Origin of the sequence: Actinosynnema sp. CS-041913, assembly GCF_050942485.1 — a bacterium.
Lineage (GTDB): Bacteria > Actinomycetota > Actinomycetes > Mycobacteriales > Pseudonocardiaceae > Actinosynnema.
Genome location: NZ_CP192037.1, coordinates 2,675,222 through 2,689,762 on the forward strand (window position 1 = coordinate 2,675,222; position 14,541 = coordinate 2,689,762).

General features: G+C 74.7%; 10 protein-coding genes. 5 read left to right on the forward strand and 5 right to left on the reverse strand.

What is annotated here, in order from left to right:
- Positions 1-4 precede the first annotated feature (4 nt).
- Positions 5-2,815, forward strand: a complete 2,811-nt coding sequence (locus tag ACQPZF_RS12905; RefSeq protein ID WP_433271609.1) for a BTAD domain-containing putative transcriptional regulator — start codon at positions 5-7, stop codon at positions 2,813-2,815.
- 11 nt (positions 2,816-2,826) lie between these two features.
- Here the strand turns inward: ACQPZF_RS12905 and ACQPZF_RS12910 are convergent, their stop codons facing one another.
- Positions 2,827-3,336 carry a hypothetical protein gene (locus tag ACQPZF_RS12910; RefSeq protein WP_433271610.1) on the reverse strand — a complete coding sequence of 170 codons (510 nt, stop codon included), beginning with the start codon at positions 3,334-3,336 and terminating at the stop codon, positions 2,827-2,829.
- Between the two features lie 286 nt (positions 3,337-3,622).
- On the opposite strand from ACQPZF_RS12910, the gene ACQPZF_RS12915 reads away from it, so the two are divergent.
- Positions 3,623-4,765, forward strand: coding sequence for an alpha/beta hydrolase (locus ACQPZF_RS12915; protein WP_433271611.1), 1,143 nt, complete (start codon positions 3,623-3,625; stop codon positions 4,763-4,765).
- Between the two features lie 125 nt (positions 4,766-4,890).
- Positions 4,891-5,682: an AfsR/SARP family transcriptional regulator gene (locus ACQPZF_RS12920; RefSeq protein ID WP_433271612.1), complete on the forward strand. Its 792-nt coding sequence runs from the start codon at positions 4,891-4,893 to the stop codon at positions 5,680-5,682.
- A gap of 24 nt (positions 5,683-5,706) precedes the next feature.
- Here the strand turns inward: ACQPZF_RS12920 and ACQPZF_RS12925 are convergent, their stop codons facing one another.
- Positions 5,707-8,823: an ATP-binding protein gene (locus ACQPZF_RS12925; RefSeq protein WP_433271613.1), complete on the reverse strand. Its 3,117-nt coding sequence runs from the start codon at positions 8,821-8,823 to the stop codon at positions 5,707-5,709.
- Between the two features lie 164 nt (positions 8,824-8,987).
- Between ACQPZF_RS12925 and ACQPZF_RS12930 the strand changes: the two genes are divergently transcribed.
- Both ACQPZF_RS12930 and ACQPZF_RS12935 read left to right on the forward strand, forming a co-directional pair.
- Positions 8,988-10,691, forward strand: a complete 1,704-nt coding sequence (locus ACQPZF_RS12930) for a RecQ family ATP-dependent DNA helicase (protein ID WP_433271614.1) — start codon at positions 8,988-8,990, stop codon at positions 10,689-10,691.
- 53 nt (positions 10,692-10,744) lie between these two features.
- Complete coding sequence (locus ACQPZF_RS12935; RefSeq protein WP_433271615.1) at positions 10,745-11,230, forward strand: general stress protein; 486 nt, start codon at positions 10,745-10,747, stop codon at positions 11,228-11,230.
- A gap of 137 nt (positions 11,231-11,367) precedes the next feature.
- Here ACQPZF_RS12935 and ACQPZF_RS12940 read toward each other — a convergent pair whose 3' ends face one another.
- The 3 genes from ACQPZF_RS12940 to ACQPZF_RS12950 all read right to left on the reverse strand — a co-directional run bounded on the left by ACQPZF_RS12940 (position 11,368) and on the right by ACQPZF_RS12950 (position 14,518).
- The gene (locus ACQPZF_RS12940; RefSeq protein WP_433271616.1) at positions 11,368-11,529 is read right to left on the reverse strand and encodes a hypothetical protein; all 162 of its coding nucleotides are present in this window, start codon (positions 11,527-11,529) and stop codon (positions 11,368-11,370) included.
- A gap of 288 nt (positions 11,530-11,817) precedes the next feature.
- Complete coding sequence (locus ACQPZF_RS12945; RefSeq protein WP_433271617.1) at positions 11,818-12,060, reverse strand: WGxxGxxG family protein; 243 nt, start codon at positions 12,058-12,060, stop codon at positions 11,818-11,820.
- Positions 12,061-12,214: 154 nt separating this feature from the next.
- On the reverse strand, positions 12,215-14,518 hold the full coding sequence (locus tag ACQPZF_RS12950; RefSeq protein WP_433271618.1) for a LuxR C-terminal-related transcriptional regulator: 2,304 nt from the start codon (positions 14,516-14,518) through the stop codon (positions 12,215-12,217).
- Positions 14,519-14,541 lie beyond the last annotated feature (23 nt).

The window sequence follows — 14,541 nt, forward strand, 5'->3', positions numbered from 1 at the left end:
GGCCGTGGGGGAGTTGCGGGTCCTGGGCGCCGTCGAGGCGTGGGCGGGGGAGCGCCGGGTGGAGCTGGGGCACGCGCGGCAGCAGTGCGTCCTGGTGGTCTTGGCGGTCGACGCGAACCGGGTGGTCAGCGCCGACCAGCTTCTGGAGCGGGCCTGGGGCGACCGCCTCCCGTCGCGGGGGCGGGCGACGCTGCACGCCTACCTGTCCCGGCTGCGCCGTGCCCTGTCCGACGTGCCGGACGTGCAGATCGTGCACCGCTCGGGCGGCTGGGCGCTCCAGGCCGACCCGGACGCGGTGGACCTGCACCGGTTCCACCGCCTGCTCGCCCGCGCCCGCACCGCGGCGGAGCCCGTGACGGAGGTGGAGCAGGCGCTGGGGCTGTGGCGGGGGGACGCGTTCACCGGGCTGGACACCCCTTGGATCTGCGCCGTCCGCGAGACGCTGGAGCAGGAGCGCCGGGCCGCCGAGCTGACCCACACCGACCTGGCGCTCGACGCGGGCCGGCACGCCGAGCTGCTGCCCGTCCTCGCCATCCGGGTCCGCGAGAACCCGCTCGAAGAACGGATGGCCGGCCAGTACCTCGTGGCGCTGTACCGGTCCGGTCGGCAGGCCGACGCCCTGGCGCACTACCAGGCGGTGCGGCAACGGCTGGCCGAGGAGCTGGGCGCCGTCCCCGGAGCCGACCTCCAGGCGCTGCACCGGCGGATCCTCGCCGCCGACGGCACGCTGCACGCGATCGGCGGGAGGGCGTCGGCCCCGGCCGACGAGCACCCCGTGCCGCGCCAGCTTCCCCCGGCCCCACCGCGCTTCACCGGCCGCGTCGCCGAACTCGCCGGGCTGAGCAGCGCCCTGGACTCCGCCGTCGGCGAGAGCGCGACGGTGGTGATCTCGGCGCTGTCCGGCGCCGGTGGCATCGGCAAGACCTGGCTGGCGCTGCACTGGGCCCACCGGAACCTCGACCGGTTCCCCGCCGGGCAGCTCTTCGTGGACCTGCGCGGCTTCAGCCCCGACGGGCAGCCGATGTCCACCGGCGCGGCGGTGCGCGGGTTCCTGGACGCCCTCGGCGTCGACCCCGCCCAGCTCCCGGTCGACCCGCACGCGCAGGCCGCCCGCTACCGCAGCCTGGTGGCCGGCAGACCGATGCTGATCGTGCTGGACAACGCCGCCCACACCGGCCAGATCACCCCGCTGCTGCCCGGCAGCGCCAGTTGCACAGTGCTGGTCACCAGCCGCCAGCACCTGACCGGCCTGGTCGCCGCGCACGGCGCCCACCACCTGCCGATCGACGTGCTCACCGAACCCGACGCCCGCGCCCTGCTCACCGCGCGGCTCGGCGCGGAGCGGGTGGCCGCCGAACCCGCCGCCGTGGCCGACCTGCTGGCCTGCTGCGGCGGGTTCCCGCTGGCGCTGAGCATCGTCGCCGGCCGGGCGCAGATCCACGCCCGCCTGCCGCTGGCCACCCTGGCCGCCGAACTCCACGACGCCGGGCTGGGCGCGCTGGACGAGGACGACGACCCGGCCGCCAGCCTGCCCGCCGTGCTGTCCTGGTCCTACCGCGCCCTCACCGACCAGCAGGCCGGGGTGTTCGGGCTGCTCGGCCTCGCACCCGGCCCGGACCTCGGCCTGTCCGCCGCCGCCAGTCTCACCGGCCTGCCCGTCGCCGAGGCGAGAGCGGCGCTCCGGGGCCTGGCGCAGGTGTCCCTGCTCGACCAGGACGCCTCCGGCCGTTACCGGATGCACGACCTGATCCGCCAGTACGCCGGCGACACCGCGCGGCGCGACCAACCCGAAGCCGACCGCGCCGCGGCGGTGCGGCGGGTGGTCGATTTCTACCTCCACACCGCCCACCACAGCGAACGCCTGCTCGACCCGCACCGCACACCGATCGAGGTCGAGCCCCCGGCTCCCGGCTGCCGGCCGGACCCACCGGCCGACTCGGCGGCGGCGATGGCGTGGTTCGAGGCCGAGCACGCCGGTCTGCTCGCCGCCCAGCAGGCGGCCGTGGCGCAGGGCCTGCACCGGTCCGCCTGGCAGCTCGCCTGGACCCTGGACACGTTCCACCGGCGAAGGGGCCACCTGTACGACCTGCTGGCCGCCTGGCAGACCGGGCTCGCCGCCGCCGAACACGTCGCCGAGGCCACCATCCAGGCACAGGCCAACCGCAATCTCGGGCACGCCTACGCCCTGGTGGGCAGGTACGACGACGCGCTGCGGCACCTGCACCAGTCGATCACGCTGGCCGAGCACGCGGACGACCACTCGGAACAGGCGCACAGCCACCGGGCCCTCGCGTGGGCGTGGGAACGACAGGGCGACGACCGGAAGGCGCTCGACCACGCCACCCACGCCCTGCGCCTCGCCCGCGCCGTCGGCAACCCGACGCAGGAAGCCGCCGCGCTCAACGAGGTGGGCTGGTACGCGGCCCGGCTGGGCGAGTACGACCAGGCCCGCGTGCACTGCGAAGCCGCGCTCACCCTGTTCCAGCGGCACGACAACCGGAACGGCGCGGCCAACACGCTGGACAGCCTCGGCTACATCGCCCACCGGACGGCTCGGCAGGTCGACGCGATCGACCAGTACCAGCAGTCGCTGGCGTTGCGCCGCCGGCTCGGGCACACCTACCAGGCGGCCAACAGCCTGGAGGGGATCGGCCACCCGTACGCGGCGCTGGGCAGGCACCGGGAGGCCCGCACCGCTTGGCTGGAGGCGTTGGACCTGTATCAGTCGCAGCGGCGGGTCGCGGACGCGGAACGGGTCCAGGAGCAGCTCGCGGCGCTTGAGCGGCATCCGACCGAGCACACCGGGAGTGCTTGACCTGCCGGAGATCACGTCCCGGCGTTCGGCGCTCTCCTCCCTGCCGTGGCGAAGACGTCGGTTCCCACCCGGACGCGGAACGGTTCGAGGGCGGCCCGCTGCTGCTCGGCCCGCTCGATCAAGCGGTCGAAGTCGGTGCCGGGCAGACGAGTCCCGAGGTCGGCGAGATCGCGCAGGGTCGTCCAGAGCTGTTTCTTGCCGTCGATGCCCATGGCGAGGATCTCCAGTTCCACGAACCGGCTCAGCGGCGAGTAGCCGGTGAGCCGGCCGTTGGGCTTGAGCCGGCCGACGCGCTCGGCGACGGCCGCCAGCCCGGTCTTGACCGGATTGGTCCGGACCCCGAGCCGGCGCATGATCGTCCGGAACGTCTCGACGTCCTCCGCGATCCCCGCCGCCACCCGGCCCAGCGCCTCGCCGAGTTCGCTGCCGCGGTTGTTGCGCTGCGAGCGCCGCGCCAGCTCGCGCCACAGCACGCCCATCGCGAGCTGGTCCTTGAGGTAGATGCCCAGAAAGTCGTCCATGGCCGGGGGCGTACCCGTGGGCCGGCTGCCGGAACCACGCCCGGCGCTGCTGACGAGCGCACGCCTTGCCCGACGCGGTCGACGAGCGCACGTCTCGCCCGGCGCTGCTGACGAGCGCACGTCTCGCCCGGCGCGGTCGACCGGGCGGGGTGGACGAGAGACCACCTGCCTGGGCGTTTGTCGTACCCGTTCGGGGCTTTTTCCGCCGGATCGCGAGCGGTTCCGGCGTGCTCACGGACCAATGGGCGTGTCCTGTCCGCGGTTCGCAGCAAGGAGTTCCCCTCGCATGGTGACGAGACGTGTGCCGGTTTTCGTGGTCCTGGTGGTCCTGCTGATCAGCTCCCTGGCCGGGCAGGCCCAAGGTGCGCCGCGGGTCGTGGATCCGCCGGGGACGGTGCAGGACGTCGAGGCGCTGCCGCCCGCGCTGGGGCTGGCCGGTGTCGGCGAGGCGTATCGCGTCACCTACCGGTCCACCGACTCCCGGAACGACTCCGCCCTGGTCACGGGCGTGGTGTTCGTCCCGAAGGGCCCTGCGCCGGCCGGCGGGTGGCCGGTGGTGTCCTGGACCCACGGAACGGTCGGGCTGGCGCGGGAGTGCGCCCCTTCGGCCACCGGGTACTCGGCGCACGCCAAGGCCCACCTGGAGGCTTGGATCGCCCAGGGCTACGCCGTCGTGGCCACCGACTACGTGATCCCCGGCGATCCGGGCGTCCACCCCTACCTCGACGGCGGCACCGCCGCGCGCAACGCCGTCGACCTGGTCCGCGCCGCCCACGAGGTCGACGGGAGCCTGTCCCCCCGCTGGGTGGCGGTCGGTCACTCCCAGGGCGGGCACGCCGCGCTGTTCACCGGCTCCTCCGCCACCCGCCACGCACCCGGGCTGGACTACCGCGGCGCGGTCGCGGTCGCGCCGGCGTCGGGCATCGTGGAGCAGCTCGTGGCCCAGGCCGGCCCGACCACCCCGGACACCGTGCCCGCCGCCGGCATCGCGTACTTCGGCTACGTGCTGCGGGGCCTCAAGGCCGCCCGCCCGGACTTCGACCTGGCCGGCTACCTCACCCCCGCCGGAGAGAAGCTGATCGCGGAGAGCGAGCGGCGGTGCCTGGCCGACCTGATCGGGTGGGTGGAGGAGAGCAAGGCCACCGTCGGCGCGTCGCTGAGCAAGCCGATGTCCGAGGGCCGGTTCGCGGAGATCGCGCACCCCGTGATGGACGTCCCGCTCACCGGCTACGACCGTCCGTTGTTCATCGCGCAGGGCACCGAGGACACCGACATCCGGGCCGCCGCCACGAGGGAGTTGGTGGGCGCCTTGCGGGCCGGCGGCAACGAGCACGTCACCCACACCGAGTACGCCGGCCAGGACCACCGGACGGTCCTGAGCGCGGCGTTGCCCGACGCGACCTTGTATGTCAGGAACCTGCTCGGCTGAGCGGCGCCGGGCTGTCCGCCGCCACGCGGACAGCCCGGCCGCTCCTCGTGACACCGCGCGACACACCGGCGTCACGCCTGTACCTGTGCCGGGGAGGCAGCGGGTTCGGGTGAGGGGAGCGGCCGATGCGTGCCGGAATACGACTGTTGGGGCCGGTCGAGGTGTCGGGGCCGCACGGCCTCGTCCCGTGGTCGGGCGCCCGCCGGAGATCGGTGTTCGCGCTGCTCGCCCTGAGCCCCGGGCGGCTGGTGCCCGGTTCCCGGCTGATCGACGGGCTGTGGGGCGACGAGGTGCCGGCCACCGCGCTGAAAACCCTCCAGAGTCACGTCGCGCAACTGCGGAAGGGCCTGTCCGCGGCCGGGCTCGACGGGCTGCTGGTCACCCGCGACCCCGGTTACCTGATCCTGGTCGACAGCGCGCTGGTGGACGCCCACCGCTTCGAAGAGCACGCCCGCGTCGGCCGGCGCGCCCTCGACCACGGCGACGTCCGGGCGGCGGTCGAGCGGTTCGAGGCCGGTCTGGCGTTGTGGCGCGGTGATCCCCTGGCCGACTGCCCGGTCACCGGGTGGGCCGGGGCCGAGATCACCCGGCTGAGTGAGACCCGGGCGCTCGTGGAGGAACAGCGCATCACCGCGCTGTGCCTGCTCGGCCGCCACGCCGAGGCCATCGGCGAACTGGAGCGCCTGGTCGCCCGCTACCCGCTGCGGGAAAAGCTGTGGGAACTGCTCATGGCCGCCCAGCACCGTTCCGGCCGCCCCGCCGACGCGCTGCGCACCTACCGGCGGGTCCGCGTGATGCTGGTCGACGAGGTCGGTCTCGAACCGGGTGCCGGGCTGCGCAAGCTGGAGGCGGCCGTGCTGGCCGGTGAGCCCGAGGCGGACCTGGAGCAGGAGCTGTTGCCCGCGCGGAAGAGGTAGCTGGCGGCCCGCGGTGGGGAGCGGTCAGCGTGGCCGGTAGCCGCAGTGGTGGCCGGTGGTGACGGTGGCGCGCAACAGCTCGGCGGCTGCGGGGTCGGCGGTCGCGATGGCGTCGATGGCGCGGCTGATGGCTTTGCGGACGGCGGTTCGGGCGCGTTCGGCCGGGCCGGTGAAGTGCCGCGGTCGGCCGTTGAGCCCGGTGTTGCGCTCGATCTCGGCGGTGAGGGCGTCCAGTTCGGGCGCCAGGCGTGCCACCCGGGCGAGGTCGGCGGAGCGCCGGGCGTCGGCCATCTCCTCGGCGAGTTCGCGGGCTCGTCGGGTGTAGGCGGCGCGGGCGGTGCCGTCGAGGACGGTGTGGTCGGCGGGCTCCGGCGGCCGGCTCCCGTCGGCGAGGTCGCCGCCGGTGAGGTCCAGCGCGGAGAACTCGACGCCGGGGTGGGCGATCAGGCGGGCGAGGTGGCGCATGCCGATCAGGTCGTCCACCAGGGTCTCGCGGTCGTGGTGGACCAGGAGCCAGCGGTCGCCGGCGCGGCGGACCGCGAGGGTGGGGGAACGGCGTCGGGCCCAGCGGGCGGCACGGGCCGCCATGCCCATCGCGGTCGCGTCGGCGATGGCCAGGTCGAGCAGCTCGGCCGCACGGGCGCGGTCGCCGGGGCCGCCGCGCCGGCGCAGCGCCTCGGCGAGGTCGGCCCGCGCGCAGGCGGTGAGCGGCCGGTTGGCCAGCCGGATGTTGGCGGTGACGGCCCGGTCGAGGTGCGCGACGGCCGTCTCGACCTCGCCGAACGTGAGCGCGGCCAGCCCGAGCGAGCGCTCGGCCGAGCCGAAGCACACCACGGCCATCGACGGCGTGATCGGCCGGTCGGCGAACGGCGCCAGCAGCTCGTACGCCTGTCTGGCGATGTCCGGCTCGGCCAGCGCGGCGGCGGCCTCCACGACGTCGAACAGGCAGCCCAGCCACGTGCTGGACGATCCGCCGGCGGCCAGACCGCGGGCGGTCACGCGGTGCAGGGCGTAGCGAGCGCGGTCGTGCCGGCCCGCTTCGGCGGTGATCAAGGCCAGCGTGGCGTCGAAGACGAGTTCCCCGTCCGGCAGGGTCGGCAGGGCGGCGGTCCGCTCGGCGAGGTCGACCAGCTCGGTGACGTCGCCCCGCAGCCAGCCGATCGTCATGAGCTGGGCGCCGTGGCAGTGCCGGGCGTCCGGGTCGCCGACCTGGACGCCCAGCCGCACGCAGCGCTCGGCCTGCTCCTCGGCCCGCGTCAGCTCGCCCGCCCGGATCAGCCGCATGACCTCCATGGCGGCCTGGACGTACCGGACGCTGTCGCAGGTCAGCAGGTCCGACCGGTGGCGCAGCTCGGTCAGCGACCGCTCGGCGCGCGGGTCGCCGAGGTGGTACAGGTCGACGGTCCGCCAGCACACGCCCACCAGCGTCACGACCTCCAGCCCGGCGGCGGACGCCACCGAGATCAGCTCGTCGGCCAGGTCGAGCCGGGTGCCGGCGTGCTCGGGGGCCAGCAGGGCCTGGTGGCACAGCGACAGCGCCTCGGCCAGCACCCGCGGGTCGCCGGTGCGGCGGGCCTGTTCGAGCGCCGCGAGCAGCCCGCCGATCGGGCCGCCGGCGCGGACGAGTTCGGCGGCGAGCCGGGTGGCGAGGCGGCAGCGCAGCAGCGGGTGCCCGGCCGGCAGGTGCGCCAGCGCCTCCCGCTGCACCGCCACGACCCGCGCCCGTTCCACCCGGTCGCGGTGCTCGTTGACCCACATGCCGCCCAGGCCGAGGGCGGCCTCCGCGAACCGGACCGGGTCGCGCTCGTCCCGCGCGGCGGTCGCCGCCCGGTCGAACAGCGGTCCGGCCTCGGCCAGCCGCCCGCAGAGGTGGACCGCGTACGCCCAGTCCAGCAGCAGCCGCGCCGGCACCGGCCCGAGGTCCGCGGTCCGGTGCAGCCCGGCAGCCGTGGCCAGCAGTGTCACGGCCTGCTCGTAGGCGAAGTGGCGGACCATGGACCGGGCGGCGTCCCGGCAGGCGGCCACGGCCGCCCGCGCGTCGGCGACCGAGCGCGGGGCGGCGTTGACGGCGTGGTGGGCCACCCGCCCCAGCTTCTCGTGGGAGTCCCGGTCCGCGTCGACCCGGATGATCTCGGCCGCCCTGGCGTGCGCGGCGTGCCGCCGGTCCGGCGTGAGCCGGTCCGCGAGCGCCTGCCGGACCAGGTCGTGGCCGAACACGAACGAGTCCGGGCTCGCCGGGCGCACGAGGCCCGTGCCGGCCGCTTCGCGCAGCGCGTCCCGCACCTCCGGCTCGGCCGCGCCGACCATCAGCGCGGCGTCGGCGACGGGCACCGACATGCCCAGGACGGCGGTCGCCGTCAGCAGCCGGACCGTGGTCGGGCGCAACGGGCGCAGCGACTCGTCGACCATGGCGGTCAGCCCGTCGGGCAGCCCGGCGCCGCGCCCGGCCGGCCGCAGCGCCAGCAACCGCCGCAGGACCAGCGGGTTCCCGCCGGCGACCGCGTGCAGCGCCTCGATCCGGGCCGGGTCGGACCGGTCGATGCCGTGGCCGGCGAGGAACGCCCGCGTCTCGTCCAGGTCGAAGCTGCCGAGCACGACCGGGACACCTTCCCGGTCCAGGTCGGACAGCAGCGGCGCGGAGTCGGGGCGGGCCTCACCGGGGCGGCAGGTGGTCAGCACGACCAGCGGCAGCCGGTGCAGGCTCCGCGCGACGAACCGGGTCAGCAGCAGCGTGCCCGGGTCGGCCGCGTGCACGTCGTCCACCACCAGCACGGTCGGCCTGCCCGCGCACGCCCGCGCCAGCTTCTCGCGAACCGCGCCGAACCGCGAGAACCGTTGCAGGTCGACGGTGTCGATCCCGGCGTCCCCGTCCAACAGGGCAGCCGCGTCACCGCCGCACAGGTCGGCCAGGATCGAGTGCCACGGCCACAGGGCCGGCGCGCCGCCATCGGTCCAACACCGCCCCCACACCACCGCGAACCCGGCCGCCCGCGCCCGGTCGGCGCCCTCCTCGCAGTACCGCGTCTTGCCGACCCCACCCGGCCCGGTCACCGTGATCAGCCGCCCCGACCCCTGCCGGGCCCGCTCCAGCGCTGACTGGAGGACGCACAACTCGGTCTGCCTGCCGACGAACTCGTCCATCGCGGTCCCCCCTGAGAACGACCCCGTACCGGGGGAGCCGGGACCACCCCATGCAGATACATACGAATGTCGCCCATGTCCCGCGAGCTTGGGTGCGGCGCGAAGCCCGTGTTCCGCTGTTGGGGTCGCCGTTTCCGGCGGTCGGCTGGTGGTATGCCCACGCGATGACGACTCCGTCGGAGCATGGCAGCAGGCTGCGGCGTCTCGCTGCGGAGAAGTTCGGGTGGGAGCATCTGCGGGAGGAGCAGTCGGCGGCCATGGAGCACGTGATGGCCGGGCACGATGTGCTGGCCGTGCTGCCGACCGGTGCGGGCAAGTCGGCGATCTACCAGGTGCCCGCGTTGCTGCTGGACGGTCCGACCCTGGTCGTGTCGCCGCTCATCGCGTTGCAGAACGACCAGATGGAAGGCATCGACGGCAGCCGGGCCCCGGAGGCGGTCGCGCTGAACTCCGCTCAACGCGGGCAAGAGCGCCGGGACGCCTGGGCGGCCTTGGACGACGGGACCGCGGAGTACGTCTTCCTGTCCCCGGAACAGCTCGCCAAGGACGAGGTGGTCGACGCGTTGGACCGGCTGGGTGTGTCGCTGTTCGTGGTGGACGAGGCGCATTGCGTCTCGTCCTGGGGCCACGACTTCCGGCCCGACTACCTGCGGCTCGGCCAGGTGCTCGACCGGCTCGGACACCCGCGGGTGATCGCGCTGACGGCCACCGCCGCGCCCCCGGTGCGCCGTGACATCGTGACCCGGCTCGGCCTGCGCGACCACCGCGAGGTGGTCGCGAGCTTCGACCGGCCCAACCTGCACCTGTCCGTCGAGCGGTGCACCGACGACGCGGCCAAGCGCGCCGCCGTCGTCGCCCGCGTCCGCGCCCTGGACGCCGACCCCGCCACCCGCCGCGGGCTGGTCTACGTGGCCAGTCGCAAGGACACCGGGCACTACGCCGGGGAACTGGCCGGGACCGGGGTGCGGGTGGCCGCCTACCACGCCGGGATGAAGGCCGCCGACCGCGAGGAGGTGCACCAGGACTTCCTCGCCGACCGGGTCGACGTGGTGGTGGCCACCTCGGCGTTCGGCATGGGCATCGACAAGCCCGACGTGCGGTTCGTCGCGCACGCCTCGGTCCCCGACTCCCTGGACTCCTACTACCAGCAGATCGGCCGCGCCGGCCGGGACGGCGATCCCGCCGAGGCGATCCTGTTCTACCGCCCCGAGGACCTGGTCCTGCAGAAGTTCCTCACCGCGACCAAGGCGCCGGAGGACACCCTCGCCGAGGTGGCCCACGCCCTCGACCGGCACGACGAGCCCGTCCGGCCCGGTCGGCTCAAGGACGAGGTCGACGCCTCCCCGGCCCGCCGCACCAGGGCCGTGAACCTGCTCGAACAGGTCGGCGCGGTGACCACCACCGAGTCCGGCCGCCTCGACACCGGCCCCGGCTTCACCCCCGACGAGGCGGTCGAGCAGGCGGTGGACGCCGCGCGGGCGCACCAGCGGGTGGTCCGTTCCCGCATCCGGATGATGCGCGGCTACGCCGAGACGACCGGCTGTCGGCGGCAGCACCTGCTGGGCTACTTCGGCGAAGAGCTGCTCGACCCGTGCGGCAACTGCGACACCTGCGACGCCGGCACCGCCGAGCGCCGTTCCCCGGGCAGCGACGAGTTCCCCGTCGACAGTTCCGTGCGCCACCCGCAGTGGGGCGTCGGCGTCGTCATGTCGGTCGAGCAGGACCGCGTCACCGTCCTGTTCGACGACGTGGGCTACAAGACCCTGTCCCTGCCCGACGTGCGGGAACACGACCTCCTCGAACCAGAACCCGACGACACGACGTCGAAGGAGCCGCACCGTCCGGGGACGGGGGCCGGTGGCGGTTGAACGGCCCGTCGAGGGGAATCCGCCCGGTGAGTACTCGACGTGGAGGTGTTCCCGTGGCACGACCGCAGAGCGGGACCGGCCGGGACGAACGGGTCCTGCTCGGTTCCTACCCGTCCTACGCCGACGCGGAACAGGTTGTCGACCGCCTGTCGGACGCCGGCTTCCCCGTGCAGCACACGGCGATCGTCGGTCGCGGGCTGAACAGCGTGGAGCAGGTCACCGGCCGGCTCACCGTGCTGCGCGCGGCCGGGCAGGCGGCGCTGTCGGGCGCGGTCATCGGCGCCCTGTTCGGGTGGCTGTTCGGCGCGTTCAACTGGATCGACCCGGTGATCTCCGGGCTGCTGCTGGCGTTGTACGGGGCGATCTTCGGCGCCGTGCTCGGGGCGCTGTTCGGCGCGATCGGGCACGGCCTGACCGGCGGTCGTCGGGACTTCTCCTCGGTGGCGGCGATGCAGGCCGACTCCTACGAGGTGCTCGTCTCGGCCCACCTCGCCGACCAGGCGCTCCAGTTGCTCCAGGGCGGCGCCCCGAACCGCTGAACGTGCGCCAGGGCGGCGCTCCGAACCGCTGAACGTGCCCCGGTGCAGCGCTCCGAACCGCTGAACGCTGGTGCGGACCGGACCACGGCGGTTCTCACGAGCCACCGCCCGACCTTCGAGTGGCTCGGGCGTGCCGCTCAGTCCGGCGGCTCGACCGCGCCCTCTTCCTCGGTGACGTCCTGGGTGGCCGGTGTCTCCCGCAGGACCGCCGGCACCTCCGCGTCCAGTTCCTCCAGACGTGGTGTGCCGGGCGAGTGCGGCGGGTCGGGACTGAGCGGGGTGTCGCCGGGTTCGGTCATGAGCGCCGGTTACCCGGCCGCCGGGGCGTCAAGCCGATCCGCCGGCAGGGGCACCCGGTAGGGGGACGTCGAACATCTGCTCGGCCGCGTCACCCGACACGGCCGAGCAGGAGATCGTGCGCGGGCGGGACGCGCCCGCTGTCACAGCAGGAAGTTCAGCAGGACGGTGAGCAGGATCGACACCACGACCGACAGCACGAGCATCGTCAGACACCCGGCACGGCCTCCCAGGAACTCCACCCTGGTGTTGCCGATGCGCATGGTCGACCTCCCCGCGGGCCGCCCGCGTCACCGTCCCAGGTCGTGCCGTTCACCGACGTGCTGCTTGCGGCGCGCCAAGCCCGCCAGCCCCACCAGGCCGAGCAGCCCCAGCAGGCCCCAGTAGTTGTTCCCGTCGCCGTCGCGGTCGTCGTCCTGTGCCACGGCCACGGCGTCCGGTGTGGCGGCGTCCGCGGAGGCCACCATCGTCGGCACGCCCACCAGTGCCGCGCCGAGGGCGGACGCCGCCAAGAGCCGCTTCACACTGTCCATGTCGTTTCCTCCAGCCGATCGACGGTCGTAGAGGCCACGGGTACCGCCGACGCCGAAAGTCATGTGCCGGTCGGCGAGGACCGCCCGTTCGGGTGGGCAGCCGGTGCGCCGGCGGCGGAGCACGTCACACGTCCGAGGGACGGGCCTCCCCCGATCACCGGCCCAGCGCGTCGGCGAGTTCGGTGCGGGCGGTGATGCCGAGTTTCGCGTACGCGCTGGACAGGTGGTTGTCGACGGTGCGCACGGACGTCACGAGGGCTTCGGCGATCTCCCTGTTCGTCATGCCCCGAGTGGCCAGCGAGGCGACTTCCAGTTCGCGCTTCGTGAGTCGTGGCACGGCGAACGCGGTCAGCGCCGGCGTCCGCGCTCCCTGGCACCGCGCCGCCAGCCGTCCGCACAGCGCGCGGTTGCCCGACGCCGCGGCGGCCTCGGCCGCGTACAGGTCCGCGCCGACCGCGGAAAACCGGTGGGCGACCTGTTCCAGCGCCGCCTTGTCCTTGCGCACCAACGCTTCCGCGTGTTCGAAGTACAGCGGCGCCAGTAGCCCGTGTACGGTCGCGGCGAGTTCCCCGAGGCGGTCGACGGCCTGCCGCGGGTGGCCGAGTCGCACCGCGTCGTGCAGCATCGACGCTTCGACCGCGAGTTCACCGCGCTTCCGCGCCGCGTCGGCCGCGGCGAACGGCGACGCGCCGGTCACCCAGATCCTGGTGTGCTCCAGCGTGAAGTGGGTGTTGCCGTGCAGGTCCGGGCGCAGCGCCTCGGCCTCGGCCAGCAGGCCGCGCCCGTCGTTGCCCCGCAACACCTCCACCGCCGCGAGTTCGATCAGCGCCTGCAAGCGCCGGTGGGAGGGCATGGTGGACGGCTCGGCCTCCCACAGCAGCCGGTGCGCGTCGGACACCTTGCCGCGCAGCCGGGCGGTGGTCGCGCGGTGCACGGCCCACTGCGTGCGCATCGCGTCCCAATTGTCCTTCTCCGCGTGCGCGGACTCCGCGATCGCCTCGGCCGCGAGCAGGTCGCCCGTCATCATCCGGACGAACCACTCCGCGGACCGCACCGTGTCGAGCCCGAGCGGGATGGCGCCGAGCCGGGGCAGCGCCGGGAACTCCTTGACCGGTCGGCCCGTGATCGCGTCGATCATCGCCTCGATCACGGCCTCCCCGGGGTCCTCGCCGCGCAACGCCCGCCGCGCCGCCTCGTGCTCCCCGGCGTCGAACAGCAGGAACGCGCGCACGGCCGGGATCAGTCCGGGCAGGGCCGCCGCGTCCGCGCCGCGCCCGAGACCCCACCGCAGGTTCATCGCGCGGGCCGCCACCAGCTCGGGCGGGTCGTCGGCGGACGAGATCATGGCGTGCACCGCCTCCGCCTCCTCCGGGCGGTCGGTGAAGCCGAGGATCTGCGCGAGCAGGCGGCCGGCCGGGGGTCCGCCGCCGACGGCCCACGCCGCCCGCGCCAGCCGTTCCGCGAGACCGACGTCGAGCGTGGCGCAGGCGCGGCGGGCCGCCGTCAGGAGCAGGTCCGGGTCGTCGGCCGTGCCGCTTTCCAGGCGCAGCACCGCGACGCGCATCGGGTCGTCCAGCAGCGTCGCGAGCCGGCGCTGGTGGTTGTGCGCCCGCACGGTCGAGCACCCGGCGCGCAACGCCTCGCCGTACAGCGGGTGGGCCAGCCGGACGCCGTCGGACAGGGTGACGAGACCGGCGTCCGACAACGACTCCAGGTCCGCGGCGGCGAACAGCCCCACGTCCAGCGGCTCGCCGAACGCGAGCAGCTCCAGGATCCGCCGGCGCGCGTCGGACACCGTGCCGAGCCGGTCCTCGATCAGCTCCACCAGGCGCGGCGGCATCGACCACGGGCCGTCGAGCCGCCACACGCCGTCCCGCTGCACCATGGTGGAGGCGAGCAGCAACTCGCGCAGCAGCAACACGTTCCCCTCGGTGGCGGACCGGAAGCGGTCGACCGCCCGGCTGTCGACCGGACCGCCCAGCGCGGCGGCCAGCACCTCCTCGACATCGGCGCGGCCCAGCGGCGCGAGGTCCAGCCGGCCCAGTAGCTGGTCCTTCCACAGCGCGGTGACGGGTGCCGGCGCGCGTTCGCCCGAGCGGATGGTCACAAGCACCACCGCCTCGCCGTGCTGCACGAGCTGGTGCAGCACCACCGCGCTCGTGTCGTCCAACAGGTGCGCGTCGTCGATGCCGATCACCTTGCCGCGCAACGACTCGCGCGCCGCCCGCAGCATCGCGAGCGGGCCGTCCGGGATCTCGGCGGGCAGCAGCGGCCCCAACGCGCCCAACGGGATCGCGCGGCTCGCCGACGTGGCCCGCACCAGCGGCGTGGTCAACGCCTCCTCCAGCAGCCGGGTCTTGCCCACCCCGGCCGGGCCGGCCACGACCAGCCCGGCGCCGCGCAGCGCGGCCCGGACCGCGGCCAGCTCCTCCGCCCTCCCCACGAACGGCCACCCCATGGGACCAGGCTAGGTGGTCGGCC

Coding starts and splice junctions, on each gene's coding strand:
- ACQPZF_RS12940 (WP_433271616.1), bottom strand. CDS start 11,529: ATGACCGAACCCGGCGACACCCCGCTCAGTCCCGACCCGCCGCACTCG.
- ACQPZF_RS12930 (WP_433271614.1), top strand. CDS start 8,988: ATGACGACTCCGTCGGAGCATGGCAGCAGGCTGCGGCGTCTCGCTGCG.
- ACQPZF_RS12910 (WP_433271610.1), bottom strand. CDS start 3,336: ATGGACGACTTTCTGGGCATCTACCTCAAGGACCAGCTCGCGATGGGC.
- ACQPZF_RS12925 (WP_433271613.1), bottom strand. CDS start 8,823: ATGGACGAGTTCGTCGGCAGGCAGACCGAGTTGTGCGTCCTCCAGTCA.
- ACQPZF_RS12920 (WP_433271612.1), top strand. CDS start 4,891: ATGCGTGCCGGAATACGACTGTTGGGGCCGGTCGAGGTGTCGGGGCCG.
- ACQPZF_RS12945 (WP_433271617.1), bottom strand. CDS start 12,060: ATGGACAGTGTGAAGCGGCTCTTGGCGGCGTCCGCCCTCGGCGCGGCA.
- ACQPZF_RS12915 (WP_433271611.1), top strand. CDS start 3,623: ATGGTGACGAGACGTGTGCCGGTTTTCGTGGTCCTGGTGGTCCTGCTG.
- ACQPZF_RS12950 (WP_433271618.1), bottom strand. CDS start 14,518: ATGGGGTGGCCGTTCGTGGGGAGGGCGGAGGAGCTGGCCGCGGTCCGG.